The 22667-nt window shown below is 55.7% G+C and carries 27 protein-coding genes and 1 tRNA gene; 14 read left to right on the forward strand and 14 right to left on the reverse strand.

The window, feature by feature from the left end:
* The first annotated feature begins 19 nt into the window (after positions 1-19).
* Positions 20-1189: an N-acetylglucosamine-6-phosphate deacetylase gene (gene nagA, locus ACTQXO_RS02205; protein WP_154514990.1), complete on the forward strand. Its 1170-nt coding sequence runs from the start codon at positions 20-22 to the stop codon at positions 1187-1189.
* Between the two features lie 75 nt (positions 1190-1264).
* Here the strand turns inward: nagA and ACTQXO_RS02210 are convergent, their stop codons facing one another.
* The gene (locus tag ACTQXO_RS02210) at positions 1265-1849 is read right to left on the reverse strand and encodes a flavodoxin domain-containing protein (protein ID WP_229770598.1); all 585 of its coding nucleotides are present in this window, start codon (positions 1847-1849) and stop codon (positions 1265-1267) included.
* A gap of 155 nt (positions 1850-2004) precedes the next feature.
* On the opposite strand from ACTQXO_RS02210, the gene ACTQXO_RS02215 reads away from it, so the two are divergent.
* The 4 genes from ACTQXO_RS02215 to ACTQXO_RS02230 are packed head-to-tail and all read left to right on the forward strand — an operon-like array spanning position 2005 to position 4558.
* Entirely contained in the window at positions 2005-2886 is an 882-nt protein-coding gene (locus ACTQXO_RS02215) for an aldose 1-epimerase family protein (RefSeq protein WP_154514986.1), read from the forward strand.
* Positions 2887-2944: 58 nt separating this feature from the next.
* Complete coding sequence (locus ACTQXO_RS02220) at positions 2945-3880, forward strand: hexose kinase (RefSeq protein ID WP_441545401.1); 936 nt, start codon at positions 2945-2947, stop codon at positions 3878-3880.
* 37 nt (positions 3881-3917) lie between these two features.
* Entirely contained in the window at positions 3918-4052 is a 135-nt protein-coding gene (locus tag ACTQXO_RS02225) for a hypothetical protein (protein ID WP_441545402.1), read from the forward strand.
* Between the two features lie 32 nt (positions 4053-4084).
* Positions 4085-4558, forward strand: coding sequence for a YhcH/YjgK/YiaL family protein (locus ACTQXO_RS02230; protein WP_117778978.1), 474 nt, complete (start codon positions 4085-4087; stop codon positions 4556-4558).
* A 212-nt stretch (positions 4559-4770) separates the two neighbouring features.
* Here ACTQXO_RS02230 and ACTQXO_RS02235 read toward each other — a convergent pair.
* Positions 4771-4846 (reverse strand) — tRNA-Thr (locus tag ACTQXO_RS02235).
* 206 nt (positions 4847-5052) lie between these two features.
* Positions 5053-6105 (reverse strand): aldose epimerase family protein, encoded by a 1053-nt coding sequence (locus ACTQXO_RS02240; protein ID WP_441545403.1) that lies wholly within the window; start codon positions 6103-6105, stop codon positions 5053-5055.
* A gap of 205 nt (positions 6106-6310) precedes the next feature.
* On the opposite strand from ACTQXO_RS02240, the gene ACTQXO_RS02245 reads away from it, so the two are divergent.
* A complete protein-coding gene (locus ACTQXO_RS02245) occupies positions 6311-7075 on the forward strand; it encodes a DeoR/GlpR family DNA-binding transcription regulator (protein WP_441545404.1) in 765 nt (254 codons plus the stop codon).
* Between the two features lie 275 nt (positions 7076-7350).
* Here ACTQXO_RS02245 and ACTQXO_RS02250 read toward each other — a convergent pair whose 3' ends face one another.
* On the reverse strand, positions 7351-8088 hold the full coding sequence (locus ACTQXO_RS02250; RefSeq protein ID WP_055310562.1) for a GntR family transcriptional regulator: 738 nt from the start codon (positions 8086-8088) through the stop codon (positions 7351-7353).
* 54 nt (positions 8089-8142) lie between these two features.
* Entirely contained in the window at positions 8143-9042 is a 900-nt protein-coding gene (locus ACTQXO_RS02255) for a DUF7916 family protein (protein WP_006234814.1), read from the reverse strand.
* Positions 9043-9419: 377 nt separating this feature from the next.
* Between ACTQXO_RS02255 and ACTQXO_RS02260 the strand changes: the two genes are divergently transcribed.
* Both ACTQXO_RS02260 and ACTQXO_RS02265 read left to right on the forward strand, forming a co-directional pair.
* A complete protein-coding gene (locus ACTQXO_RS02260; RefSeq protein ID WP_195503282.1) occupies positions 9420-11114 on the forward strand; it encodes a PTS lactose transporter subunit IIBC in 1695 nt (564 codons plus the stop codon).
* A 162-nt stretch (positions 11115-11276) separates the two neighbouring features.
* Positions 11277-11672, forward strand: a complete 396-nt coding sequence (locus ACTQXO_RS02265) for a DeoR/GlpR family DNA-binding transcription regulator (protein WP_441545405.1) — start codon at positions 11277-11279, stop codon at positions 11670-11672.
* A 41-nt stretch (positions 11673-11713) separates the two neighbouring features.
* Here the strand turns inward: ACTQXO_RS02265 and ACTQXO_RS02270 are convergent, their stop codons facing one another.
* Together ACTQXO_RS02270 and ACTQXO_RS02275 are read right to left on the reverse strand one after the other, a co-directional pair.
* The gene (locus tag ACTQXO_RS02270) at positions 11714-12019 is read right to left on the reverse strand and encodes a type II toxin-antitoxin system RelE/ParE family toxin (RefSeq protein ID WP_138374621.1); all 306 of its coding nucleotides are present in this window, start codon (positions 12017-12019) and stop codon (positions 11714-11716) included.
* Positions 12009-12275, reverse strand: a complete 267-nt coding sequence (locus ACTQXO_RS02275; protein ID WP_138374620.1) for a type II toxin-antitoxin system Phd/YefM family antitoxin — start codon at positions 12273-12275, stop codon at positions 12009-12011. The genes ACTQXO_RS02270 and ACTQXO_RS02275 overlap by 11 nt, the downstream gene beginning before the upstream one ends.
* Before the next feature lie 731 nt (positions 12276-13006).
* Between ACTQXO_RS02275 and dcm the strand changes: the two genes are divergently transcribed.
* The 3 genes from dcm to ACTQXO_RS02290 are packed head-to-tail and all read left to right on the forward strand — an operon-like array spanning position 13007 to position 15721.
* The gene (gene dcm, locus ACTQXO_RS02280) at positions 13007-14179 is read left to right on the forward strand and encodes a DNA (cytosine-5-)-methyltransferase (RefSeq protein WP_117769896.1); all 1173 of its coding nucleotides are present in this window, start codon (positions 13007-13009) and stop codon (positions 14177-14179) included.
* Positions 14160-15377, forward strand: a complete 1218-nt coding sequence (locus ACTQXO_RS02285) for a type II restriction endonuclease (protein ID WP_441545406.1) — start codon at positions 14160-14162, stop codon at positions 15375-15377. Before dcm ends, ACTQXO_RS02285 begins: the two co-directional genes overlap by 20 nt.
* Positions 15378-15415: 38 nt before the next feature.
* A complete protein-coding gene (locus ACTQXO_RS02290) occupies positions 15416-15721 on the forward strand; it encodes a hypothetical protein (RefSeq protein WP_148346292.1) in 306 nt (101 codons plus the stop codon).
* Between the two features lie 17 nt (positions 15722-15738).
* Here the strand turns inward: ACTQXO_RS02290 and ACTQXO_RS02295 are convergent, their stop codons facing one another.
* From ACTQXO_RS02295 to ACTQXO_RS02310, 4 genes are all read right to left on the reverse strand, one after another.
* Positions 15739-17463 carry a DUF2326 domain-containing protein gene (locus tag ACTQXO_RS02295; RefSeq protein ID WP_441545407.1) on the reverse strand — a complete coding sequence of 575 codons (1725 nt, stop codon included), beginning with the start codon at positions 17461-17463 and terminating at the stop codon, positions 15739-15741.
* On the reverse strand, positions 17444-17689 hold the full coding sequence (locus tag ACTQXO_RS02300; RefSeq protein ID WP_117769892.1) for an ABC-three component system middle component 6: 246 nt from the start codon (positions 17687-17689) through the stop codon (positions 17444-17446). Before ACTQXO_RS02300 ends, ACTQXO_RS02295 begins: the two co-directional genes overlap by 20 nt.
* The gene (locus tag ACTQXO_RS02305) at positions 17676-18128 is read right to left on the reverse strand and encodes a hypothetical protein (protein ID WP_117769891.1); all 453 of its coding nucleotides are present in this window, start codon (positions 18126-18128) and stop codon (positions 17676-17678) included. Before ACTQXO_RS02305 ends, ACTQXO_RS02300 begins: the two co-directional genes overlap by 14 nt.
* A 139-nt stretch (positions 18129-18267) precedes the next feature.
* Positions 18268-18465: a hypothetical protein gene (locus ACTQXO_RS02310; RefSeq protein ID WP_117769890.1), complete on the reverse strand. Its 198-nt coding sequence runs from the start codon at positions 18463-18465 to the stop codon at positions 18268-18270.
* Positions 18466-18628: 163 nt separating this feature from the next.
* Here ACTQXO_RS02310 and ACTQXO_RS02315 point away from each other — a divergent pair, with 163 nt between their 5' ends.
* Both ACTQXO_RS02315 and ACTQXO_RS02320 read left to right on the forward strand, forming a co-directional pair.
* Positions 18629-18958, forward strand: coding sequence for a hypothetical protein (locus ACTQXO_RS02315; RefSeq protein ID WP_368137029.1), 330 nt, complete (start codon positions 18629-18631; stop codon positions 18956-18958).
* Between the two features lie 76 nt (positions 18959-19034).
* Positions 19035-19331, forward strand: a complete 297-nt coding sequence (locus ACTQXO_RS02320; RefSeq protein ID WP_117769888.1) for a hypothetical protein — start codon at positions 19035-19037, stop codon at positions 19329-19331.
* On the opposite strand, the gene ACTQXO_RS02325 is transcribed toward ACTQXO_RS02320, so the two are convergent.
* Positions 19300-20199, reverse strand: coding sequence for a hypothetical protein (locus ACTQXO_RS02325; RefSeq protein WP_441545408.1), 900 nt, complete (start codon positions 20197-20199; stop codon positions 19300-19302). The genes ACTQXO_RS02320 and ACTQXO_RS02325 overlap by 32 nt on opposite strands.
* A 142-nt stretch (positions 20200-20341) precedes the next feature.
* Here ACTQXO_RS02325 and ACTQXO_RS02330 point away from each other — a divergent pair, with 142 nt between their 5' ends.
* Positions 20342-20686: a hypothetical protein gene (locus tag ACTQXO_RS02330; protein ID WP_117769886.1), complete on the forward strand. Its 345-nt coding sequence runs from the start codon at positions 20342-20344 to the stop codon at positions 20684-20686.
* A gap of 87 nt (positions 20687-20773) precedes the next feature.
* On the opposite strand, the gene ACTQXO_RS02335 is transcribed toward ACTQXO_RS02330, so the two are convergent.
* Positions 20774-20932: a hypothetical protein gene (locus ACTQXO_RS02335; protein ID WP_171021499.1), complete on the reverse strand. Its 159-nt coding sequence runs from the start codon at positions 20930-20932 to the stop codon at positions 20774-20776.
* Between the two features lie 310 nt (positions 20933-21242).
* The gene (gene lacG / locus ACTQXO_RS02340; RefSeq protein ID WP_441545409.1) at positions 21243-22664 is read right to left on the reverse strand and encodes a 6-phospho-beta-galactosidase; all 1422 of its coding nucleotides are present in this window, start codon (positions 22662-22664) and stop codon (positions 21243-21245) included.
* Positions 22665-22667: the final 3 nt, after the last annotated feature.

A 22667-nucleotide genomic window follows, 5' to 3' on the forward strand; every position in this document is an offset into this window, starting at 1 on the left:
TTAGAAGTGAGGAGTACATATGAGCACGTACGCAATTAAGGCTGACAAGTTCTTCTTGCCGGCAGGCCCGCAACTGGGCGGCTATCTTATGGTCGAGGACGGCGTCTTTGGCGCTTGGCAGGCCGACGAGCCCTCCTGCGAGATCAAGGACTACACGGGATCGTGGATCGCGCCGGGCATGGTCGACACCCACATCCATGGCTTCTATAACCATTCGACTACCGATAACGATCCCGAGGGCATCGATATCAGCTCGACCGAGCTCGCCCGTCGCGGTACCACCAGCTGGCTGCCCACGACGTTCACCGATGGCGTCGAGCAGATCAAGGACGCCTGCGCCGCCATCGCTCAGGCGGACGAGGGCCGTGGCCCCGACTTCTGCGGTGCTCGCATTCAGGGCATCTACCTGGAGGGTCCTTTCTTTACCATGAAGCACGTGGGCGCGCAGAACCCCGCTTATCTTATCGATCCCTCCGAGGAGGTCTTCGATCAGTGGCAGGAGGCTGCGGGTGGTCGCATCGTTAAGAGCGCCATGGCGGCCGAGCACGACGGTGCCGCTGCTTATGCGGCTGCTCTGAACGCCAAGGGTGTGGTGACCAGCATCGGTCACTCCGACGCCACCTACGATGAGTGCATCGCCGCCATCAACGCCGGTGCCAGCTGCTTTACGCATACCTATAACGGCCAGCGCGGACTGCATCACCGTGAGCCCGGTGTTGTGGGTGCTGCCATGTCCACGCCCGAGACCTACGCCGAGATCATCTGTGACGGCAAGCACGTAAACCCTGGCGCTATCAAGGCGCTGCTGCAGGCAAAGGGCTGGCAGCATACGGTGCTCATCACCGACTGCCTGGGTTGCGGCGGCATGCCCGAGGGCAGCTACACCAGTGGCGGCATGGACGTCATCATGAAGGACAACCTGTGCTGGCTCGCCGACGGCAAGAGCATTGCCGGCTCGGTGCTCACGCTTGCCCAGGGCGTTAAGAACATCGTCGACTGGGGCATTGCCAGTGCCGATATCGCCATTCGCATGGCAACCGAGGTGCCGGCACGCTCCGTGCACATCGAGGATAAGTGCGGCAGCATCATGCCGGGTCGCGACGCCGACTTTGTCGTGTTCGACCATGAGCTCACCCTCGTCGAGACGTATGTTGGCGGTCAGAGCGTCGGTAACGCCTTTACCGAGTAACGATAGAAAAAGACGGCGGGCCCGAATCTGCTCGGACCCGCCGCATGGGTTAAACGCTCAAAAGTACCTTCACAGTTACAGCTTGTTAGCGATCTTCTTTACCGTGCGCTTAACGCCGGCCACCAGGCCTCCTGCAGGATGCTCCTTCTCGTATGCTAGGCGCTTCTCGCGCTTGGCGTACTCTTCGACGATGATGTCGCCATACTCGTCTTCGATCTTGTCGAAGAAGTCGACGGCGCCCTTAATTTCCTCAGCGGTCGGGTGTCCCTTTTGGACACCGCCGGTGAGTTTGAACGGCCCCCACGTATCAAAGCCGGGGCAGCCGTAGACACCCATAAAGATGGCCTGCCTCATGCGGCAGATGCCATCGATATCCTTGCCGTACCACTTGTTTTTGCCGCCGTAGGTCATAAGGCCAAACACCTTGTCCTGCGGCTGCAGCACGTTGGTGAGCACGCGTGCCATGTCCTTGTCGATCTCGGAGTAATAGATGCCCGTGGCGACACCGATCAGATGATATTCGTGCAGATTGGGATACTCGTTTTTGCCGAGCGCCTTGACATCGAGGGTATCGATCTCGGGGTGTGCCTCGACGATGGCGTCCACGAGCTTTTTCGTATTGCCGTGATGGCGCGAGGCGTAGAGGATGATGGTTCGCATAAGAAGGCCTTCCAGCTGTAATTGCATCAATGTCTGTATGGTACCCCGTTGCATGGCTGGGATACCGGACACATCGTTGAGCGTGCGGGTTTGTCCTTTGGTCAGGGCCGAGACGGATACTTGCGAGCAAAAGCAGTTGTTCGAAAGGATGGGCAATGGTATACGCTCTCTCCAACGATTCGATTTCTATTAAGGTGTCCACGGCTGGTGGTTCGTTTACCTCGATTGAGGCCGGAGGCCGCGAGTACTTGTGGCAGGGCGATCCCGCCGTGTGGTCCGGCCAGGCACCGATTTGCTTCCCGATTTGCGGAGGCCTGCGCGATGGCAGCGCCATGACGTTTGCCGGGCATCATGTAAAGCTCGCTCGCCACGGGTTTGCGCGCAAACAGGAGTGGAAGCTGCTGAGCCAAAGCGCAAACGAGCTGGCTATGTGCCTGGCTTCGGAGGATAACGCCGCGCTGCTGAGAGATTATCCCTACCCGTTTAAGCTTGTCGCTCGTTATACGCTCGAGGACGCTGCCGTGCGCGTTTCCTATGAGGTGACCAACGAGGGCACCGAGGACATGCCGTTCTTTATCGGTGGACACCCCGGCTTTAGGTGCCCGCTCGACGAGGGCGAGGCCTATACGGACTACGAGTTGCGCTTCGAGAAAGACGAGGCTGCGGAGCTTTGCACCGCCGTACCCTCGACTGGCTTGATTGATGTAGCTAACCGTTCAAAGAATCCCATGGTGGGAAAGACGCTGCCCCTGTCGCATGAGCTCTTCGATTTTGCGGAGACCATCTTTGACGTGCTCGAGAGTCGTCAGGTCACGCTTTCCAAGAAGGGCGAGGACAAGGGCGTTCGCTTGAGTTTTGAGGGTTTCCCGTACCTCATCGTGTGGAGTAAGCCCGAGGGCGATTTTGTGGCAGTTGAGCCCTGGGGCGGCCTCTCGACCTGCTCCGATGAGGACGACGTACTTGAGCATAAGCGCGGCTGCCTTGTCGCCAAGCCCAAGGAGACCGTCGTTCGCTCGTTCACGATTGAGATTCTGTAATTCCGTTTTGTCGACTCGTATCGCGAGGCCCAAGGAGCCCGCGAGATAAGGAGCTAAAATGATCCTCACCGTTACGATGAACCCGTCTGTCGATACGCGCTATCAGCTCGATGAGCTCATTATCGACGACGTCAACCGTGTGACGCCCGAAAAGACCGCCGGCGGCAAGGGTCTCAACGTGGCCCGTGTGCTGGGCCAGCTGGGCGACGACGTTGTGGCAACCGGTCTGCTCGGTGGCCATATGGGCGCCTATATGGTAGAGCTCATGGATGCCAACGGTATTAACAACGACTTTGTGCCCATCAAGGGAGAGACTCGCATTTGCCTCAACATCCTCCACGCCGGCAACCAGACCGAGCTGCTCGAGAGCGGCCCGACGATTGCCCCCGAGGAGCTGGATGCCTTTACCGCCAAGTTTACCGAGCTTGCGAGCAAGGCCGACGTCGTCACTATTTCGGGTTCGCTGCCCCGCGGTGTCGAGGCAGACTACTATGCCAAGATTACGGGCATTGCCGAGAACGCCGGCGCCAAGGTGCTGCTCGATACCTCGGGCGCTTCGCTTGAGGCTGCCCTCAAGTCCGAGGTCAAGCCCGAGCTGGTCAAGCCTAACCTAACCGAGATCAACGGCTTGTTGGGCACGAGCTTTACCACCGACGATGTGGACGAGCTCCGTGCTGCGCTCGCCTCTGACGCCCGCTTCTCCGATATCCCCTGGGTCGTCGTGTCCATGGGCGCTGCCGGCTCCGTGGGCTTCCACAACGGACGTGCGTTCCGTGCCAAGACCCCCGATATTCCTGCCGTTAACGCTACGGGTTCCGGCGACTCCACTATCGCCGGTTTCGCGCATGCCATCGCTGCCGGCGCGGACGACGAGACGGTGCTGCGTACCGCCAACACCTGCGGCAAGCTCAATGCCATGGATCCCATGACCGGTCATCTGGTCATGGACCGTTGGGACGAGGTCTACAACGGCGTTGTCGTGGCCGAGCTGTAAGAACTTGGGCGTCGGCTCCGGCATCGGTTGTTTGCTTGTGGATAGAGCCAACGACAAGTGCGGTAGCATTATGCCGGGGCGCGACGCCGATGCTGTCGTGTTCATTCCCGACCTTACCCTGGTCGAGACGTATGCGGGTGGCAACAGCTTTGGCAACGCGTTTGCCGAGTAGCCGCCAAAGAAACGATCCGAGAGGGGATTTAGATGATTTACGGTGCATTGGGCGATATCGAGGAGTATCGCGGAATGCTTAAGGGCCTCGACGTGCTGATCGACTGGCTCGAGGAGAACGACCCGGCGGAGCTCGAGGTCGGCAGCCATCCGATTCTGGGCGACAAGGTCTTTGCAAACGTCATGGCTCCCACGACGCGTCCCGAGGCCGAGGCTCACTATGAGACGCATCAGCGCTATCACGACCTGCAGATCGACGTCGAGGGTCGCGAGGCCTTTAAGGTCGCCACGGGCAGCCTGACGCTGGTCCAGGAGTTTGACGAGAAGGACGACTACGATCTGGTCGATTCCGACGCCTCGATCGCCGGCGATCTTGCCGACGACAAGTTTGCGCTGTTTGTTGCCGGCGAGCCGCACATGCCCACGCTCGAGTTCCCGGGCGATGGCGCACAGCCGGTCAAGAAGATCTGCTTTAAGCTGCTTGCAGACGCTTACTGGGAGGAATAGCGCGCTGCTCTGCTGAGCTGTTCGTATGCCGGCGTGTTTTCCCTAAGGGAATCACGCTGCGACCCCGTTAATCGTGTTTTCCCTAGGGGAATCACGATTAACGGGGTTTCTGTTTTTGAATAGGGGAGCTGACGCTGTTGCGATGCGTGGGTGGGCGCGCGCACTCAAAATCGAAAACAAAAAAGCCGCCCGAAGGCGGCTGTCTTGTGCGATGGAGCCAGCGACCGGGCTCGAACCGGTGACCCCCGCTTTACGAGAGCGGTGCTCTACCAACTGAGCTACGCTGGCGGCCATGTGGTGACGCAGCTGAGGCGTCAACGGCTGTCTATGATACGGGACATCGCAAATCCGCGCAAGTGTTCTGACGGCTTTTCTCACGTTAAATGCACTAATCACTCAAGCCGGGATGTGCCTGGTTGCCTACAACTAGGTAGAAAAACGCCCGTCGGCGGTGTGCCGGCGGGCGCTGCTGTGCGATATGTTGCGTTATGAGCTTAGTGCCTCATAAAGTGGTATTCGATCACATTGCTGTAGGGATGACCCGGGCCCACAATGCCCTGCGGGAACAGCGGCTGGTGCGGCGTATCGGGGTACATCTCGGCCTCGAGGGCAAAGCCGGCGCCCCAGCCGTAGTTGGCATCGTCCTTGGCGTGCTCATCGCCTAGCCAGTTGCCGGTGTAGAGCTGCACGCCCGGGGCGGTGGTGTAGTAGTCCAGCTCACGGCCGGTCCACATCTCCTCGACGTGCAGGGCACGGCGCAGATTGCGGCCGTACTGATAGCCGCCAATGCACAGGCAATGATCGTAGCCGCGTGCCTGCTTAATCTGCGGATGGTCGGCCTCCATGCCAGGCGCGACGGGGCGTAACTCGCGAAAATCAAACGGTGTTCCCTCGACCGGAGCAATCTCGCCAGTAGGAATGTTCTGGTCGTCAATGGGCAGGTAGTGGGTGGCGTTGGCAACAAAGAAGTGCTCGCAGTCTATGCCGGCGTTATGGCCGGCAAGGTTAAAGTACGTGTGGTTGGTCATGGACACGTACGTGGCGCGGTCGCTCTCGCAGCCATATTCGATACGGAAGCGGCCGGTGTGCGTCACGGTAAACACGGCCGTAAAGGTGCGGTTGCCGGGCAGGCCCAACTCGCCATCCTCAAGTGAGGTGGTCATGCGCACGGCGTTGTGGGCCTCGTCGAGCTCAACATCCCACACGCGCTTGTGCAGGCCGTGTTCAAGATCGCTGTGCAGGTTGTTGGCGCCTTCGTTGGCGGGCATATGCCAGTCCGTACCGTCGATGGTGATCGTTGCACCCGCGGTGCGGTTTGCCACGGGGCCGATGGTCGCGCCAAAGCAGGCGGGGTTGTCAAAGTAATCCTCGAGCTTATCGAAGCCCAGTACCACATCGCGCACGTTGCCGGGAATGTCAGGCACATCGATACCAAGCACGGTGGCGCCATAGTCCATAATGCGAACGCAGATCTCGGGCCCGTTGAGGGTGTAACGATGAACGGGGGTACCGCACGGCGCGGTGCCGAAAAGCTCGGAAGTGATCATTTGGTTCCTAACAACGAGGTATTTCGGACAAACTGTAGCGCGAACAGGCGAGATTATCACTACACCCCACTAAAGCAGGGGGTATTTTTCTCAAAAAAGTGATGATTGGAGCCGTGCGGGCGTTCATTTTTGACGCGAACGAGTCTGATACAATTTGTTCGTTATTGTTTGAATTGACGTGAGCGTGGAACAGCGAGGACTCATCGTGATTAAAGCGGAGCGACAGGATAAGGTTCGGCAGCTACTCGAGGAACAGGGGACGGTCTCGGTCAAGGAGATTTCGGATGCGTTAGGTGTCTCGGATATGACGATCCGCCGTGATCTTGAGGAGCTCGCGAGCCTGGGCGAGATCGAGCGCGTGCACGGCGGCGCCCGCAGTGCGCAGGGTCGTCCCCACGCTATGTTGCGCCACGAGTACTCGCACAGCGAAAAGCGCACCAAGCATGCCGAGGAAAAGCTGCAGATTGCGCGCCGCGCCGTGGAGCTTATCGAGGAAGGTTCGACCATCTTTTTGGGTACGGGCACTACGGTTGAGCAGATGGCCTCGATGCTGCCGGCGTGCCGCCTGCGCATTGTGACCAACTCGCTTTCGGTGTTTAACCTGCTCGAGGCGCGCGAAGACTGCGACCTGTGCCTCGTGGGCGGCATGTATCGTCGCCGCACCGCCGCTTTTGTGGGACCAACGGCCGAGGATACCCTGCGTGCGCTGGGTATCGATGCGGCGTTTATCGGCGCCAACGGCATTTTGGACGGCGACGTGTCCACATCTAACATGGAAGAGGGTCGTATCCAGCAGCTCGCCTTTAGCAAGGCCGACTCGCGCTATCTGATCGCCGACTCCAGCAAGATCGGCAAGCGCGACTTCTACACCTTCTGCCGCCTGGACAATTTGGACGCCGTGGTGTGCGAGCCGGGTATTACCGCCGAGGATCGCGCCGCCATCGAGGAGCATACGCAGATCATCTGCTAGCTAGCGCTGCAGGATTGCTAGTAAGCGCTGTGTGAGGACTTTTGCCCCCCCTGTCATTGTGGGGAATCGGCGCGTCAGCGCTATGCGATATGACGCGCAAATGAGGACTCCACTATCAAATCGTCTCAATCTGTAACATCTAGACGTCCAAAACCGGTCTTAGTGTTACAGATTGAGACGATTCGGCGGGGTCTACCTTGTTTGTCTCGATCTGTAACGGTTAGGACTTAAAAAATCGGCTACGTGTTACAGATCGAGACAAAAGAAAAAGAACATTAGGACTTGAAAATAAAGTTTTGATAAGGGATTCGCCCAGTTAAGACGGTGCGGCAGACAATTGAAATTAATTTGCCTCCGGAGTCGTAAGCATAATGAGTCAGTTCGATGACCGGAAGTTTTGCAACACCATAATTACTGGCTTCGGAATCGCTAAGCTGACGTGCTCTATAGCTTTCCCTAACAGATTGGATAGACTTGGACAAGTCGTCCATGATTCTGCTAAATGCCTGAAAATCTAACTGGTTATTCGGAACGCGCGACTTTGAAATGAAGAACGTATCAGCGCCTATGAAGCTGCCTTCAAGTTCGTAGGTCAATTCAAGACGCTGAATTTCATCGCGACTTTGACATCCAAATTGTTGGAGCATCATTACGGAAATTGGACGACCTGATGTGAGGCCGCCGAAATGTTTGGTGATGGCATCCGGATCAACGCCATCGCAATGGCTTGCAAAGTCAAAGTCTAAAAGTGAATTGAGCTCGCTAACGCGTTTCGGTGCAACAAACGATCCCTTACCTTGGATTCGATAGATACTTCCACGACGCTCCAGCTCACTCATGGCAAGTCGGACGGTTGTTCTGCTTACGGCGTATTCGTCGCAGAGTTCCATTTCTGTCGGAAGTTTATCGTCTGCTTGATATTCATCGACGATCTGCTTGAGCAGTGCGTCGGTGAGCTGTAAATAGAGTGGCCGTTTTTCGTGTGTATCGAGCATTAGAGCCTCAGTTTGCATGTTGGTTATACCTGATGGTTGCCTCAGCCGGGATGTAACGTGGGCAAGGTAACCTTAACGTATCACAGAGCGGCTCAGCATGACGATCTGATGCCTGTATCCACGAAGGGCTTGTCCGAGCGTGAAGATATTCTGGGGCAGGCAAATACCGTTCATGGAGTCCCCGATATGCTGGAGGTCAGCGCCGGCTGCTTTTGCTGCAAGGCCTATTTTCTTAATGGTCTCGCTGTCGCAGGAGTCTTGACTCGTCCCGTTCGCCGCCATGACGAGAACCTTCTCTTCAATTGACTTGCCTACGTTGTGGGATCGTACAAAGTCTACGATGGCGCGCAGGTCTGCTTCTTGGAAGCAAGGGACGGTGTAGGGGGCTGGCACGAGAAGGATATCGACGCCGAGGTCAACAAACTTACGCGCAATTTCGAGCGTCATGACAGGTTCCGCAACGCCCGCTCCATGCATTTTTCCGGCTATGACCAGGCCATTGAAATGCTCTTTGGAGAGTTTAATCGAATGGGCGATTGCATCGTTGGAGACGCCGGTTCCAGGGTTGCCCGTCAGGCAGATAAAATCAAATCCGAGTTCGTTAGCCTTTTCTAAGGTCTTGGGAGAGACGCGACGACCCATGGGGATTTCCGTTCGGGATTCAGACATCTCTGCCTCGTTATCAACTGGCTCCAGATTGACGCCAATGGGCCTTCCGCATGCTCGCTTCACCCAAGTGACCGGGTTTTCATTGAGATCATCTGGAATACCGGCAATAACTGGATCGAACACATCGAGCGCGTTAAACAGAAGCAGGTCGGCACCTGCGGCACGTTCGATTTCTGCATTAGTAACGCCGCCGAGAAATTGGGAAGAGGGTACGTTTTCCGCCATGATGGTACGTCCCTCGGAAGCCAGAATTGCCTGCTTTAGATCCATGGGTGACGTGGCGGCAAAATCGGATGCGGACATGTTCAGTAATCGTTTGGGCATTGTTACTTCCTTTGACTAGAACGACAGGCTTGTGACATTGTCTCTAATATTGTTACAACAATATATTCAAAATGTTATATCCAATCGGTGAACGGTTGTAAGCTTATTGTACTGCTCTGTAAAAATAGCCTTTAGCTGGGAAAATCTTATATTAATCAACTACCGTTCACCGAATAAGTATTTGAATTCTTGACATACCGACAAAGCGGAAAAAGAATTGGTTATGACAAATCGCGCAAATGATATTACATTTCGCACGAGAACGTATTCACTTACATAAGTGGATACAAACGGGGACGACGACGGTTGAGTCCGGATAAATCGTTACGTGCCCGGGAATCATGAAAGGATGTGTTATGGACGCTATCGTCAAATTCCTTGAAAAACACCAGCCCCTCTTCGACAAAATCTCGAGGAACATTTATCTGGTGGCGATCAAGGATGGCTTTCTCTCGAATATGCCAATTGTGCTGTTCTCGAGCCTGTTCCTTCTTCTTTCGACGCTCCCTGCCTATGTAGGCATCACGCTTCCGCCTGAGGTGCTGGATTTCTTCAATAAAATCTATGCATATACCATGGGGCTTCTTGGCATTATGGTGGCCGGCACCACGGCGAGCTCACTTGCCATGTCGATGAACCGTCGCATGCCTTCGGGCAAATCTCTCAACCCCACCTCGTGCATGGTTTGTGCCATGTGCGGCATGCTCTTGCTATCGGTGACGAACGATGTTGTCTCGATTGGCGGAGCAGATACATCTGTTTTTGAAACCGGCTATATGGGAACCAAGGGTTTTCTCGCTGCGTTCGTAGCCGCATTTTTGACCGTTAATATCTATAAGGTGTGCATTAGCCATAATGTGACGATCAAGCTCCCCAAAGAGGTCCCTGGCTCTATTGCGCAGAGTTTTCGCGATATCTTTGCATTTGGGTTTTCGATCCTTGCGTGCGCTTTTATCGATCTTGCGAGCCGCAAGCTGCTTGCTGTGCCGTTCGCCAATTTGGTATCCGCTCTCATCTCGCCGCTGTTCTCCGCGGTCGACACCTATCCTGGCATGGCGCTTATCGAAGGCGCGGTCGCACTTTTCCAATTTATGGGTATCCACGGTGCTTCGGTTGTCATGAGTCCGATCAATGCTGCGCTCTACGGCAATACCGTTACCAATCTTGAGGTTTTCCAAGCAGGTGGACACCCGTCAATTGCTCTCACGCAGGACTTTACAAGCTTCATCGGCGGTCTGGGCGGTTCTGGCTGCACGTTCATCGTTCCTATTATCCTGATCATGTTTATGCGCTCCAAGCAGCTTAAAGCTATGGGTAAGGCATCGATTATCCCGGTGATTTTTGGAGTTAACGAGCCTGTTATCTTCGGTATGCCGATTGTTCTCAATCCCTATATGTTCGTGCCCTTCCTAGTGGCTCCTATGGTCAACGCCATTATCGGTAAGTTCTTCATTGACGTCATTGGAATGAACGCCCCCATGTATACCATGCCGTGGGCGCTTCCCGGCCCAATCGGTGCATTCCTCACCACGGGTCTCGATCTGCGTTCTCTCGTATTGATGGCAGTGCTGTTGGTCGTTGACTTTGTGATTTACTATCCGTTCTGCAAGGCGTATGACCATCAGCTTTGTTTGGAAGAGTCTGCAAAGGAGACTGCAGGAACCTCGGATGCAGATGCTATTGCCGCACAGGAAAATGTCGCAAAAGCTCTCGAGGCGGTAAAGGATAAGGCGGAGCAGATCCGCGTGCTTGTGCTTTGCCAGGGTGCCGGCACTTCGACTCTCTTGGCAAATGCTCTTCGCGAAGGTGCCGCTGCTAAGGGTATCGATCTGGTTTCTCAGTCCGGTGCGTACGGAAGCCACTATGAGACGATGGATCAGTACAACGTGATTGTTCTGGCGCCCCAGGCACGCATGTACTATGACGCTATGAAGGCCGATACCGATCGCCTTGGAATTAAACTGCTCACCACAAGGGGCAAGGAGTATATCGACCTTACCAACGATCCCGAAGGTGCAATTGACTGGATCGTTCAGGAGCTGGCCAAATAGTGGATGCACTTCGTCGTTGATTCGTCGGTGTATGGTACGGCCCCGCAGCTTATTGAGCTGCGGGGCCGTATTTCGTTGAGTATCTAATTGAGACAATGAGCGCAACCGTCGTGAGATCGCATTGGCGCTCTCCGAGTCACCGACAAACTGCCTTCCATCTATGTGACCAATTCGCTTTCGGTGTTTAACCTGCTCGAGGCGCGCGAAGACTGCGACCTGTGCCTCGTGGGCGGCATGTATCGTCGCCGCACCGCCGCTTTTGTGGGACCAACGGCCGAGGATACCCTGCGTGCGTTGGGTATCGACGCGGCGTTTATCGGTGCCAACGGCATTTTGGACGGCGACGTGTCCACATCTAACATGGAAGAGGGTCGTATCCAGCAGCTCGCCTTTAGCAAGGCCGACTCGCGCTATCTGATCGCCGACTCCAGCAAGATCGGCAAGCGCGACTTCTACACCTTCTGCCGTCTGGACAGCCTGGATGCCGTGGTGTGCGAGCCGGGTATCTCGGTCGAGGACCGCGCCGCCATCGAGGAACACACGCAGGTCATTTGTTAGCAAGCGCTGCGGGAGATCGGACCAAGTATTCAGTTTGTGGGCTAGACCAGGCGGCCGTAGTCCTGTGACTGATGAAAGACATGGGCGATATAGATCGTATCGCGCTCAAACTTGTAAAGACACACGTATTTGTTGACGGTAAACGATCGATAATTGCGTGCCGCCAGCTCTCGTATGTGGGAGAGGGGCCGTAGGAGCGGCTGCTCGCGAAGCAGATCAAGCTGATATTCAAACTCAGCAACAAAATTGCCTGCTGCACGTGGGTTCATAAGGATTTGAGCAAGGTATCTGACAATAGCCTCGTATTCATATTGTGCGCTTTCGAGTATTACGACGTTATAGGCCATATTTGTCTCGTATCGCGGTCGCGAAGGAGTCGTAGTCGCTGTAGTCGCCTTGCGATATCTCGTCTTCTGCCAACATCATACGAGACAGCAGCTTGGCTTTGGCGATTTCGTCTTGCATGAGACGATACTGGTCGCTGCTGATGCAGTGCATGGCCTCATAGCCGTTCTTAGTTACGGTGACGTCGCGCTCGGACTCAACAAGCGCGGTAAATGCAGCGGTGTCCTTCATGTCTCGGACGGGCACACAGGTGGGCATAGGTACCTCCTTTGCGTTGGGACACAATTGTACCACGCCTTGACAAGAATTCGGTACCGTCAAATTGTCTCAATCTGTAACGGGTGGGTGTGATCGGAGAGTCTGAGGGTCTTTATGGGTGGAGCAAACGGCGTGACATGCGCTGTTGAATCCGTACGCCCGGTTGCGTTTTCGAGTGAAGAGGCAGCAAAGTTGATTGGCGTAAGCGCGAAGACCCTTGCAAATTGGCGCTGTCCTAGTAAGGGGCCGGAGTACATTCGCCTCGGCAAATCCTCGCGATCCCATGTTCTTTATTGTTACGATGATCATGAGGCTTGGCTGCACTCTCTGCGCCAGCAGGCCAAGGTAAATTGATTGATAGCTGTTGGGCGCGGACAATATCGTTTGGACGGGTATAGCATGGTTCCATGCTCCGCGTTGCTAATTGCGCCGCTGCGTTATTTGTGAAATGGAATGATTGATGATGGAGAGGCGTGAGGTTCTCGGCTTGCCGCTTTTCACTTGGACTAATGACTGCGGCGGCAGAAAAATGTCCTGGCGAACGACTATCGTATAGAACGCAGCGGTGGTTAGATGGGTCTTCGCGGTTTGAGTGGTACATGGATTGTCGGATGTGGGAGACGTGAGAAACCCATGGTTTGGGGCAAGGTTGCTATTCTGACGAGTTTATCTCTTCATCCCTGTGGCAAAATGAGGACATATTGTCCTGTTATCTATCCAGAAGGTGCGTCATGCAATTATCAGCAGATGAGGTAAAGGCCAAGAGACAGGAGCTCGGCTTGACTCAGAAGGAATTCGCCGCTGCCCTAGGCATGGGCCCCAACGGCGAGCGAACGGTGCGCCGCTGGGAGGCAGGCGAAACAAGGCCCACCGCAGCCGAGTCGAAGTACATCTCCACCCTCGGCCATCGCGCCCCCTTTGCACCCGCAGGGGAGGGGAAGCCTGCCTTCACCTTTATCGACCTGTTCGCAGGCATCGGCGGGATCCGCATGCCGTTCCAGGAGCTGGGCGGCAGGTGCGTCTTCTCCTGCGAGTGGGATAAGTTTGCGCAGAAGACCTACCGCATGAACTACGGCGAAACCCCGGCGGGGGACATCCGTGAGGTCGCCGCTTCAGACATCCCCGACTTCGACGTGCTGCTCGCTGGCTTTCCATGCCAGCCGTTCTCGCTTGCGGGTGTGTCCAAGAAGCGCTCCCTTGGTCGCGCTACGGGCTTCGAAGACAAGACGCAGGGCACGCTCTTCTTCGAGGTTGCACGCATCCTGAACGAGAAGCGCCCGAAGGCGTTCCTGCTCGAGAACGTGAAGAATCTGATCAGTCACGACAGGGGCAGAACGTTCGACGTCATCATGCAGGTCCTCCAGGACGAGCTCGGTTACCACGTTCACTACAAGGTTCTGGACTCCAAGGGTTGGACATGCCAGCACCGCGAGCGCATCTACATTGTTGGCTTTCGCGACGATGTGGAGTTCTCTTGGGACGACCTCGACTGCCCGAACAGTGGTCAGAAAGCCGCGGAGATTCTGGAGGAGGATGCGGACGCGAGGTACGTGCTCTCCGACAAGCTGTGGTCATATTTGAAAGCATACAAGGCCAAGCACGAGGCCGCCGGCAACGGGTTCGGCTACGGTCTTATCACTCCATCGGACACCACGAGGACGCTCTCCGCACGCTATCATAAGGACGGTAGTGAGATCTTGGTCTCGCGCGGCGAGGGCGAGAACCCCCGTAAGCTGACCCCTAGAGAGTGCGCGCGCTTGCAGGGATTTCCCGACCGGTTCATAATCCCGGTCTCCGACACACAGGCCTACCGCCAGTTCGGCAATTCGGTGACGGTCCCTGTAATACGGTCGGTGGCCAAGCTCATGATGGGAGCGTGTCAGGATGGATTACGGGGCGCTTAGCAGCTACTTCGACGGCGCGGTCTCGAAGACCCTCGCGGACGTCGATATCGACGCAGGTAGGAGTAATCAGCACGAGTTCAACGGCACGCTGCCGCTGAGGTCGCTGTTCGGTGACGACGACATCCGCGACATCCGCACCACGTTCGCCTACATGTGCGACGAGGCGGAGCCGGAGATGTGCGACGGGACCGTGACTTGGTACGATGCGCGCCGCAAACATCCCACGAGAACCGAGTACCGTCTCTACTACAAGGACAACCCCGCCATCAGGCAGGCATCCGCTGGCGACCTCATGGTGGTCGCCAACTCCGATGACCTCGGGCTGCTCATCATCTTCGCTAAAAAAGGCTCGACCATCGAGTCGCAGCTGAGGTGGCTGTTCGGCTTCGAGGAGCCCGACCGCTCGGGCTATGCCGTATCAAAGGGCGAGCGCAACCGTATCGGTGCGGTGGCCTCGCGCATCCTCGGCATGATTGGTATCGAGACGCGCGCTCCCTTGAGCGCGGATATCTACTTGGACGATATGGTCAAGAGGTTTGGACATACGTTTCCGAAGGGCATCGACTTTACGGAGTACTCCATCTCAACCCTTGAAGGTCTCGACTGGGCGGATGACCCCGATCGAAGCCTGCTCGCGTGCTACGAGCGCGAGGAATTGCTGTTCAAGGTGTTTGAGCGCCATCTGCTTGAGAGAGACCTTGCGCCCTATTTGAACGGCCAGTTCGACGTCGACGGCATTCTGAAGACCACCATGTCGACCTTCCAGCGCAGGAAGTCCCGCGCGGGCACAGCGTTCGAGCACCAGCTTGAGTTCCTGTTCAAGGGTAGGGGAATCCGATACTCCGCACAGCCCTACACCGAGGGAAAGTCGAAGCCGGACTTCATTTTTCCGTCAATCGAGTGCTACCGGGATGAGGGGTTCCCCTCCTCGAGCCTTACGATGCTCGGTGCGAAGACGACCATCAAGGAGCGCTGGAGGCAGGTGCTCGAGGAGGCGAACCGCATCGAGCGTAAGCACCTTATCACGCTGGAGCCCGCCGTGAGCGTGGACTACACGAACGCCATGCGTGACAGCAAGCTCCAGCTCGTCATCCCCTCCCAGCTTTTCCCCACCTACACGCCTTCACAGCAAGAATGGCTCATGGATGTGGGAGGCTTCTGCGAGATGGTCGAGGAGAGGCAACGGGTACTTGACTAGGCCGGGACAATAAGAGCGTTGAGGCGGCGCGCAAGCGCATGACCATCCTGAAGGGCTCCGAAAAGATTGTGGCATCGCTCAATCAGTTCGGCGTTGTCCGGCGCGTGAGGCGGGGGCACTACGTGATTGCAGAGCCCATCGAACTGAATGACGAGCTTACGCGGTTTTTGGTCTTTGCCGACATGCTGGTAAACCGGTCGAGTTACCGGACGTTCCTGGAACTGCAGGACGTGGCCGAGTTGTTTCCGTTCGCGTGCCGTGTGAGCAAGGAGGGACTTGTGGCTGACGAGCGGTTCGAGGTGAACAACTTCGGCGGGGAGTTCTCGGTGGGGGTACGGGAGTAGGAGAGTACAGGTCACTCCTACGACGCAACACCTTTGCCACGCGTGAAAAGCATATCGTCAATCGAAAGCTGCAGGATTTGCAGTTTACCCTGCTCCTCGGCTGGTATCAGCGACGAATCGAGCTTCTCCTTAAGGACTGCGACTATGTACTGGCAGTTGATTGTGCTGGCGCGTGCGATTATGTCACGCAACACCTTACCCTCGATGTTTTCAAGGACGTCATGCACTATGAAGCGCGGAGTCTTGATGCCCTTTGATTCTGCAAACTGCTGATACGCTAAATCAAATGCGGCGATGAGTGACTTGCGTGTGCCCGTGCTGGAGCCAGCGGTATCACGTATTGCAACGGGGAACTTGTTCGACTCTTCATAGTAAACGAGCAGCGGCGATTCGTTGTTGAACTCCCTGGCAAGCGGAGTGAAGAATGCGTTAAACGCAAGCATCATTGCAGCAAAATCGTTGGATTGCGGCTCGTCGCCATCATCAGACGAGCCAAGCGATGCGATTTTTCCCTCAATGCTGGTCTGTTCTACCTCAAAGCTGTTGAGCGTATCTATTACTTCTCGGCATTTGCCGATACTGCTCGAAAGCTCAACTAGGCGTGCCTGAAGCGACTCGTACTCATCGATGAGGTCTTGCTCCACCAATGACATGAATTGGCTGTTCTGCGATGACAGGTGGCTGATTTCACGTTGCACAGATGCACGCTCGGCCTTCAGTTTTTCTGCCACACTCGCGAAATAGGCAATCTTGTTGTCGCAGAGCTGGTTGTTGAATGCGACCATCTCTTCGAAAGTTGCATTCACCATCGGGATCATCGAACAGACTTCCTCGAAAAACCGTCTGCTCAAATTAACGTCGGCTTGTCTACCGCGCTCTTGCATAGCAGTCTGCAGGGCCTCTTCATTTCGTTGCAGCCTGTAGTCTATGTCTGAGAGTTGCAGTGTCAGAGATGCGTATCGGGTGCGTGTAGCCGCGATTTCATCGCGGTTGGCCCTGTAGACATCGGCGTCGATGATGCTGTTGAGCTTGCACTGGACTTCTTCATGCTCGGCTTCGAGCCCTGCAAGTATCTGCTGCTGCTCGCTGACCGTATCGACGTTCTGGACTTTCTTATAGCGTTTGATGGACTCACGCGTCTTGTTCAAGTCCTTGTTGAGGTCGTCACGCTTTTTGTCGAGCGCCGGATCTGAGATGCCGAACAGAGCGTTGTAGACACTCCGGTAGATGGATGTGCTGCCGCTGGGAACGGTTTTGAGGAAGGAATTATCATCCCCGCCTACGGACACGCGGACAAATGAATTGATCAATTGGCGAAACGTGGGCACATTCGCTTCGTTCCCGAAAAGCAAGACATTGAGTCGTTGCTGGTAAGCTTTCTGCCCCATCTTTTCGCCGTCTATGTAGTACCTTCCATTCGGGAAGAGGTCGATTGTGAGAATCACGTCATCGCCATCGGGAAAATCCGATGTCAGTGTCATGTCGACGGCGATCTTGTTTGTGACGATGAAATCGCGTAGCTCCTCGGTCACCGTGCCCGTGTCGGCGTCTGTGTAAATGAGCTTCCTGTCCTTGGCGCCCATTGCGATATCAATGAGCTTGAGGAAGGTTGTTTTTCCAACGCGATTGTGCGATTCGGAGTCCTCGGTATCGACGATGAGGTTGGCACCCTTGTGGAATAAGACCTCGCGAACTATTTCGTCAGTTGTTGTCTTGCGAATTCTAAGCGACTTGATGAACATGTAGCCCTCCCTTCTCGTCTATTGACACGCGTCCGAGGAGGAAGAGAAAGTCCAAAGCCATGACAAAGAAGTCGTAGCTCACTTCTTTCTTGACCAGAGTGTTCGCCGTTACCTCATAGAGTTGACCGGCGTCCAAGCCTGGGTTCTGGTCGATGTAGCCATCCAAGGCGGCAGCGATGTAATAGACCGTGCTCGTCGGCTCATTATTGCGATCAAGCAGCAGCATCGTCATCACCTGGCCTCAGAAGGACTCTGCATTTTGCCACGGCAACGGCAATCAACGCAACGCAGAACTGGTTGATGATTTCTTCGGGGACCTCGTCAGCCTGAAAGCCTGCGTCATTCACAATCATGTTATAGATCTCGTTCTCGATGAGCTTGAGCTGTGCATCGCCGTTTCCTACGCACAGCTTGCCGTCATCGCGAACGTCTGCCACATTGACAAACATCTTGTTCAGCCTTTGGATGATGGCTTCGCTGTCGGGGAATTCCTTGATCACGCTGTCGAGACGAGCGTAGTTCTCAGAATACTCGTTGATGATGTTTAGGTAACGCGGTGCGTGGTTGTAAATCAGCTTCTTCTCTATAGGAGGCGGAGGCGTAAGGGGGAAATCTTCGCCCGTTGGCTCAGTCGACGAAATCATGATTTGCAGGAGTTTATACATGAGCGTCTTTGTAAGCGGCCGGTGCGGGCCAGACGAGACGGGCTGGTAGATGTTTATGTCATGTGAGTCATAGCTATTGGAGTCGCCGGTTATGTTCGTGGCGACCTTTCCAATTGCGCTCTGGCTTGTCTGCGTTGGCTTATCGCGAAGCATGGATGTTCGCCGAGTTGTTGCTGCCTACGACGTTTGTGGCAACTTTACCTGTAGCGGTCTGCGAGTTGTCGCTTAGACTCTTTTTGATTGACTTGATCTCTTGCTTGTTTTGGAGCGAGATGACGGCGGCGGCGATGGATGCGATAGACGCGATAATTCCAAGGATAAGGTTCACAGTCTCCATCTTGCCTCCCAAATGTCAAATCCAATATTCTAGACCATTATCGAGCGTTCGCTCGTTGCGTTGCCTCTAATTCTTGCTAATGGTCACAAACTGCCGAACGGACTGGATGACCTCACTTTGTGACCGACCTTTAGCCTATTTGCATGGTTAAGGGACGGTTCGTTTGTGCTGGCCTATGTCAATCGAAAGGCAGGCCGACATGGACGGAGACGACCATAGCATCGACGACGAGGAAGAGGTCGCAGCGCAGGCGGGCGGCCAAGAAGGGGTCGCGCAGGCGGAAGAGCCGCAGGCAGTGGACTCGGAGAGGGGCTACCAGGCGCTTCTCGCCAAGCAGGAGGCTCGCATCAAGGAGCTTGAGGGGCAAGTGGCCGAGGCTGCCAAGAGCGCCGAGGTGGCGGACGCCCTGCGCGGCGAAATCCAGCAGGTGAAGGCCAGGCGGCCGATGAGCGCATCGCCTTCGCGGCAGACATGGCGACGTTCGCAACCATGAACCTGACCCACCTCTTCTACTCATGCACGGCGCTGGAGGTGGTCTCCGGTTTGGGCAACCTCGCAGGTGTCAAGTCGTGCGGTTCGCGTTCGCTTCGCGCTCGTCGCCCGCCGAGCTGGACTTCCGAGGCTTCGACCCGTCTGCGCTCACCGACCTGACCTACTGCTTCTCGGGGTGCTCGTCGCTGGTGACGATCTACGCCGACGCCACCTGGGCGCTGCCTTCGAGCGGGGTTTCGGACTCGCAGTGCTTCTATAACTGCTACAAGCTGACGGGCGGCAACGGAACCACGTATGCAAGCAGCAGGACGGTTTATACCCACTTCCGTATCGATACGACGGCTACGCCTGGTTACCTGACTGTCTCTGCTTGACATGCTCTTTGGCTACGGTATTTGCGTCAGTCTGGGTAATATCCGAGAACATTTCATCAACGATGCGGACATGGCATTCATAAGCTGCATACCTGCTGGACCTCACCGCATTTTCCGCTTCCTGCAGGCGTGTTGCAGCATCCCTGAATCGGGATTTTGCCGCCATTTGCCCCATGATGGAGTCTGGGTGGTTGTCACTGAGTACGTCTGCGTCTCTCAGTTCTATTTCCGCACTTGCAATGCGTTCCATAAGCAGATTGTATTGGGCATCGCCGACCTCAGACAGGCAGAGCACAAGGTCTTTAAACGCTGCTGCGGTCAGCATTCGATTGAGCACTGCCCTGCAAGCTTCTGGCTCGGCATTCGCCTTCGCGACCATATCATTCACGAGGTATTTTTCCCATTCCTCATGGTCTCTGCCGTTGCCGCCAGACTGTTCCGGAAGCCACTCCGCACTAACTTTTCTCGTCATACGCTCGATGGACAGAACAGCCTCGCCGCTGAGACCAAGGAAGTCAGCAATATCTTGGAGCTCGTACGTATCACAATCGGTCTCCCCGATGAGAAAACCTACTGGCTTTCCGAATATGTCAGCCAGATCTACGAGGTCATCCCATTGAGGAAACTGATCTCCTTTTCGAAATCGGCTGATCTTTCTCGCAATCGCCTTGCGGCCGTTCTCCCTTTCCACTGCATAGCGGTCATCGGCTAGCGAGGCATCATCGGCACCGTTACGCTTTTGATAGAGCAGACGCGCAAGGCCGATATTGCTAATGCCTCTGCGCCCCTTTTCTATTTCATAGCTTTCCATCAAACCGCTGAGTCTCTTTGGAAAAATGTCCTTAGGGCGATCTTTGCGGACGTACATTGTCTTAATCATTCCTCATTAACAACAGATAAGACAATTATAGGACATATACCGTCTTATTTACCGATGGCATGATAGCACTGTCGAAAGTGAGCACCCCAGTGGAAGCGGTGCTGAAGTGAAAGAAAGTGAGGAAAAGGCAATGACGACTTGGGACTATGCGCAATTGTCGCATCTGGCGAAAGAGCTCGGTGGGCCTCAGGCGCTGATCAGCAATATCAGAGCGGGCGGGATTTCCGTTGGAAGAATCCAGGGTGGAGTAATCGGTTCTGTAGCCACGCTAGTCGCAGGTGGAATCGGACTGTATGCCTACGACAAGCACCAGAGGAAGATCGCTCTTGCTGAACAGAGTGCAACCATTCTCAAGGCGAACATCGAAGTATACGAAGAGGCACATTCGTCAACAGAAGTTGATGAGGCTACGAGAGAGACGCAACATAGTGAGGAGGAAACGGTAACTGAATCCAGTGGCGGCGAAGAGGCCTAGCCACCAGATTCATTAGACAGCCACTACCACGAGGAGCCCCGGTATGTACCAGGGCTCCAATTCGTTCTTATACCTTGCAGCGGATACTTAGATCTCTCGGGACTTGCAGTAGAGCGGGTCGCCCTCTCCGACCAGCACATCCCACCGCCATTGCGGGGTCTCGGTGCCGGACTGGCAGAGCGCATCGAGGGGCATGACTTTTTGCTCGGGCGAGCAGGGGCAAAGGTCTGCCTTGATGTGGGCCATGTCTTCGGCCTGGCCGGCGAGCTTTTTTATCCGGGGACCATGCTTTCGGCACGCGATCCCCCATCCTCAACCTCCCAAATCAAAAACTCAATCTGTAACACCTAGACTCGATTTGAGCAGATATCTGTTACAGATTGAGACGTTTCGGCAGAGTGATTCCCGTTTGTCTTGATTTGTAACAGGTAGAGGCAAAAAACTCGACTTGATGTTACAGATTTAGACAAACGGCTGCCGACCCGCGCGAAAACAAAAAGGCCGCATGCGAGCCCGTGGGGGATTCACATGCGGCCGACAGGGTATGTGACTGAAACTAGGCCATGAGCAGGCCGGTCTCCGCGACGTTCTTGTACCAGTACGCGCTCGCCTTGGGATAGCGCTTCTGGGTCTCAAAGTCGATGTAGAACAGGCCGTAACGCTTGTTGTAGCCGTTGGTCCAGGAGAACTGGTCCTGCAGCGACCACACAAAGTAACCGTCGACGTTCACGCCGCCGTCGATTGCCTTGAGGATCCATGCGAGATGCTGACGCATGTAGTCGATGCGAGGGGCGTCGTCGATAAAGCCGTCCTCGAAGTCGTCCTTATAGCCCATGCCGTTCTCGGTGATGTAGATCTTCTTGTAGTTGGGGTAATCGTTCTTAATGCGCAGCAGCAGATCGTAGAGGCCCTCGGGATAGATAATCCAGTCCCAATCGGTGGTGGGTACGCCTTCGCGCACGCACGACTCGCCCACGCCCTTGAGGAACCAGCGCGAGGAGCCCTTGTCGCCGGTGCCATTGTGGTTGATGTCGTTTTCGCCCTCGGCGGCACGCAGGAACTGGCACTTGTAGGTGTTGACGCCCAGGCAATCGTTGTAGGGGAGCGCCGCGGTCAGCGCGGCGATGTCCTCGTCGCGGACGTCGAGCTCGCCGCCGGCGATATGGGCCAGCTTGGTTGCGGCTTCCATGGTGTCGGCTGCATAGTGGCCGCGGAAGGTGGCGTCGAGCACCCAGCGGTTGTTGATGACGTCGGCCATGCGGGCGGCCTCGCAGTCGGCAGCGCTGTTGGGATCGAGGGGATACTTGGGCTCCAGGTTCTGGACAATGCCGATCTCGCCCTCAAAGCCGCCCTCATGGAAGGCGACGACAGCCTTGGCGTGGGCCACCATCATGTTGTGCATGAGCTGGAAGGCCTTGTCCAGGCGGTACTTCTCGCCGTGCGGCCAGTTGCCGACGATAAAGCTGCCCTCGGCGGTTGCGGGAATCTCGTTAAACGTGAACCAGTGCTTGACCTCGGTGAACTCGGCAAAGCAGAACTTGGCGTACCCGACAAAGGCGTCGATCGTCGTGCGCGTCAGGAAACCCTCGCCGCCGTTCTGGTAAAAGGCCTCGGGCGTATCGAAGTGATCGAGCGTGACATAGGGGATAACGCCAGCTTTGTTGCAGGTGGCAAAGAGCTCGTGATAGAAGGCAACACCCTCGGGGTTAATCTCGCCAGTACCGTTGGGGAAGATGCGGCTCCAAGCGATGGAGACGCGGATACCGTTGATGCCGAAGCGCTGGCACAGGTCGATATCGACCGGGTACTTGTTGTAGAAGTCGCTTGCAGGATCGGGGGAGAAGCGACCCTGAGCAGCCAGGAAATCGTCCCAGGGCACTTTGCCCTTGCCGTGCGTACGGGTCTCGCCCTCAACCTGGTAAGCAGCGGTGGCGCCGCCAAACACAAAGCCGTCGGGGAACTGCATGGGGTTGGTCATGAG

Origin of the sequence: Collinsella sp. LCP19S3_D5 (assembly GCF_052121415.1) — a bacterium.
Lineage (GTDB): Bacteria > Actinomycetota > Coriobacteriia > Coriobacteriales > Coriobacteriaceae > Collinsella.

Bases quoted from the DNA above. Each gene is read 5' to 3' on its own strand.
- nagA (WP_154514990.1), top strand. From the start codon at position 20: ATGAGCACGTACGCAATTAAGGCTGACAAGTTCTTCTTGCCGGCAGGC.
- ACTQXO_RS02210 (WP_229770598.1), bottom strand. From the start codon at position 1,849: ATGCGAACCATCATCCTCTACGCCTCGCGCCATCACGGCAATACGAAA.
- ACTQXO_RS02215 (WP_154514986.1), top strand. From the start codon at position 2,005: ATGGTATACGCTCTCTCCAACGATTCGATTTCTATTAAGGTGTCCACG.
- ACTQXO_RS02220 (WP_441545401.1), top strand. From the start codon at position 2,945: ATGATCCTCACCGTTACGATGAACCCGTCTGTCGATACGCGCTATCAG.
- ACTQXO_RS02230 (WP_117778978.1), top strand. From the start codon at position 4,085: ATGATTTACGGTGCATTGGGCGATATCGAGGAGTATCGCGGAATGCTT.
- ACTQXO_RS02240 (WP_441545403.1), bottom strand. From the start codon at position 6,105: ATGATCACTTCCGAGCTTTTCGGCACCGCGCCGTGCGGTACCCCCGTT.
- ACTQXO_RS02250 (WP_055310562.1), bottom strand. From the start codon at position 8,088: ATGCAAACTGAGGCTCTAATGCTCGATACACACGAAAAACGGCCACTC.
- ACTQXO_RS02255 (WP_006234814.1), bottom strand. From the start codon at position 9,042: ATGTCCGCATCCGATTTTGCCGCCACGTCACCCATGGATCTAAAGCAG.
- ACTQXO_RS02260 (WP_195503282.1), top strand. From the start codon at position 9,420: ATGGACGCTATCGTCAAATTCCTTGAAAAACACCAGCCCCTCTTCGAC.
- ACTQXO_RS02270 (WP_138374621.1), bottom strand. From the start codon at position 12,019: ATGGCCTATAACGTCGTAATACTCGAAAGCGCACAATATGAATACGAG.
- ACTQXO_RS02275 (WP_138374620.1), bottom strand. From the start codon at position 12,275: ATGCCCACCTGTGTGCCCGTCCGAGACATGAAGGACACCGCTGCATTT.
- dcm (WP_117769896.1), top strand. From the start codon at position 13,007: ATGCAATTATCAGCAGATGAGGTAAAGGCCAAGAGACAGGAGCTCGGC.
- ACTQXO_RS02285 (WP_441545406.1), top strand. From the start codon at position 14,160: ATGGATTACGGGGCGCTTAGCAGCTACTTCGACGGCGCGGTCTCGAAG.
- ACTQXO_RS02290 (WP_148346292.1), top strand. From the start codon at position 15,416: ATGACCATCCTGAAGGGCTCCGAAAAGATTGTGGCATCGCTCAATCAG.
- ACTQXO_RS02295 (WP_441545407.1), bottom strand. From the start codon at position 17,463: ATGTTCATCAAGTCGCTTAGAATTCGCAAGACAACAACTGACGAAATA.
- ACTQXO_RS02300 (WP_117769892.1), bottom strand. From the start codon at position 17,689: ATGCTGCTGCTTGATCGCAATAATGAGCCGACGAGCACGGTCTATTAC.
- ACTQXO_RS02305 (WP_117769891.1), bottom strand. From the start codon at position 18,128: ATGTATAAACTCCTGCAAATCATGATTTCGTCGACTGAGCCAACGGGC.
- ACTQXO_RS02310 (WP_117769890.1), bottom strand. From the start codon at position 18,465: ATGGAGACTGTGAACCTTATCCTTGGAATTATCGCGTCTATCGCATCC.
- ACTQXO_RS02325 (WP_441545408.1), bottom strand. From the start codon at position 20,199: ATGTACGTCCGCAAAGATCGCCCTAAGGACATTTTTCCAAAGAGACTC.
- ACTQXO_RS02330 (WP_117769886.1), top strand. From the start codon at position 20,342: ATGACGACTTGGGACTATGCGCAATTGTCGCATCTGGCGAAAGAGCTC.
- ACTQXO_RS02335 (WP_171021499.1), bottom strand. From the start codon at position 20,932: ATGGCCCACATCAAGGCAGACCTTTGCCCCTGCTCGCCCGAGCAAAAA.
- lacG (WP_441545409.1), bottom strand. From the start codon at position 22,664: ATGACCAACCCCATGCAGTTCCCCGACGGCTTTGTGTTTGGCGGCGCC.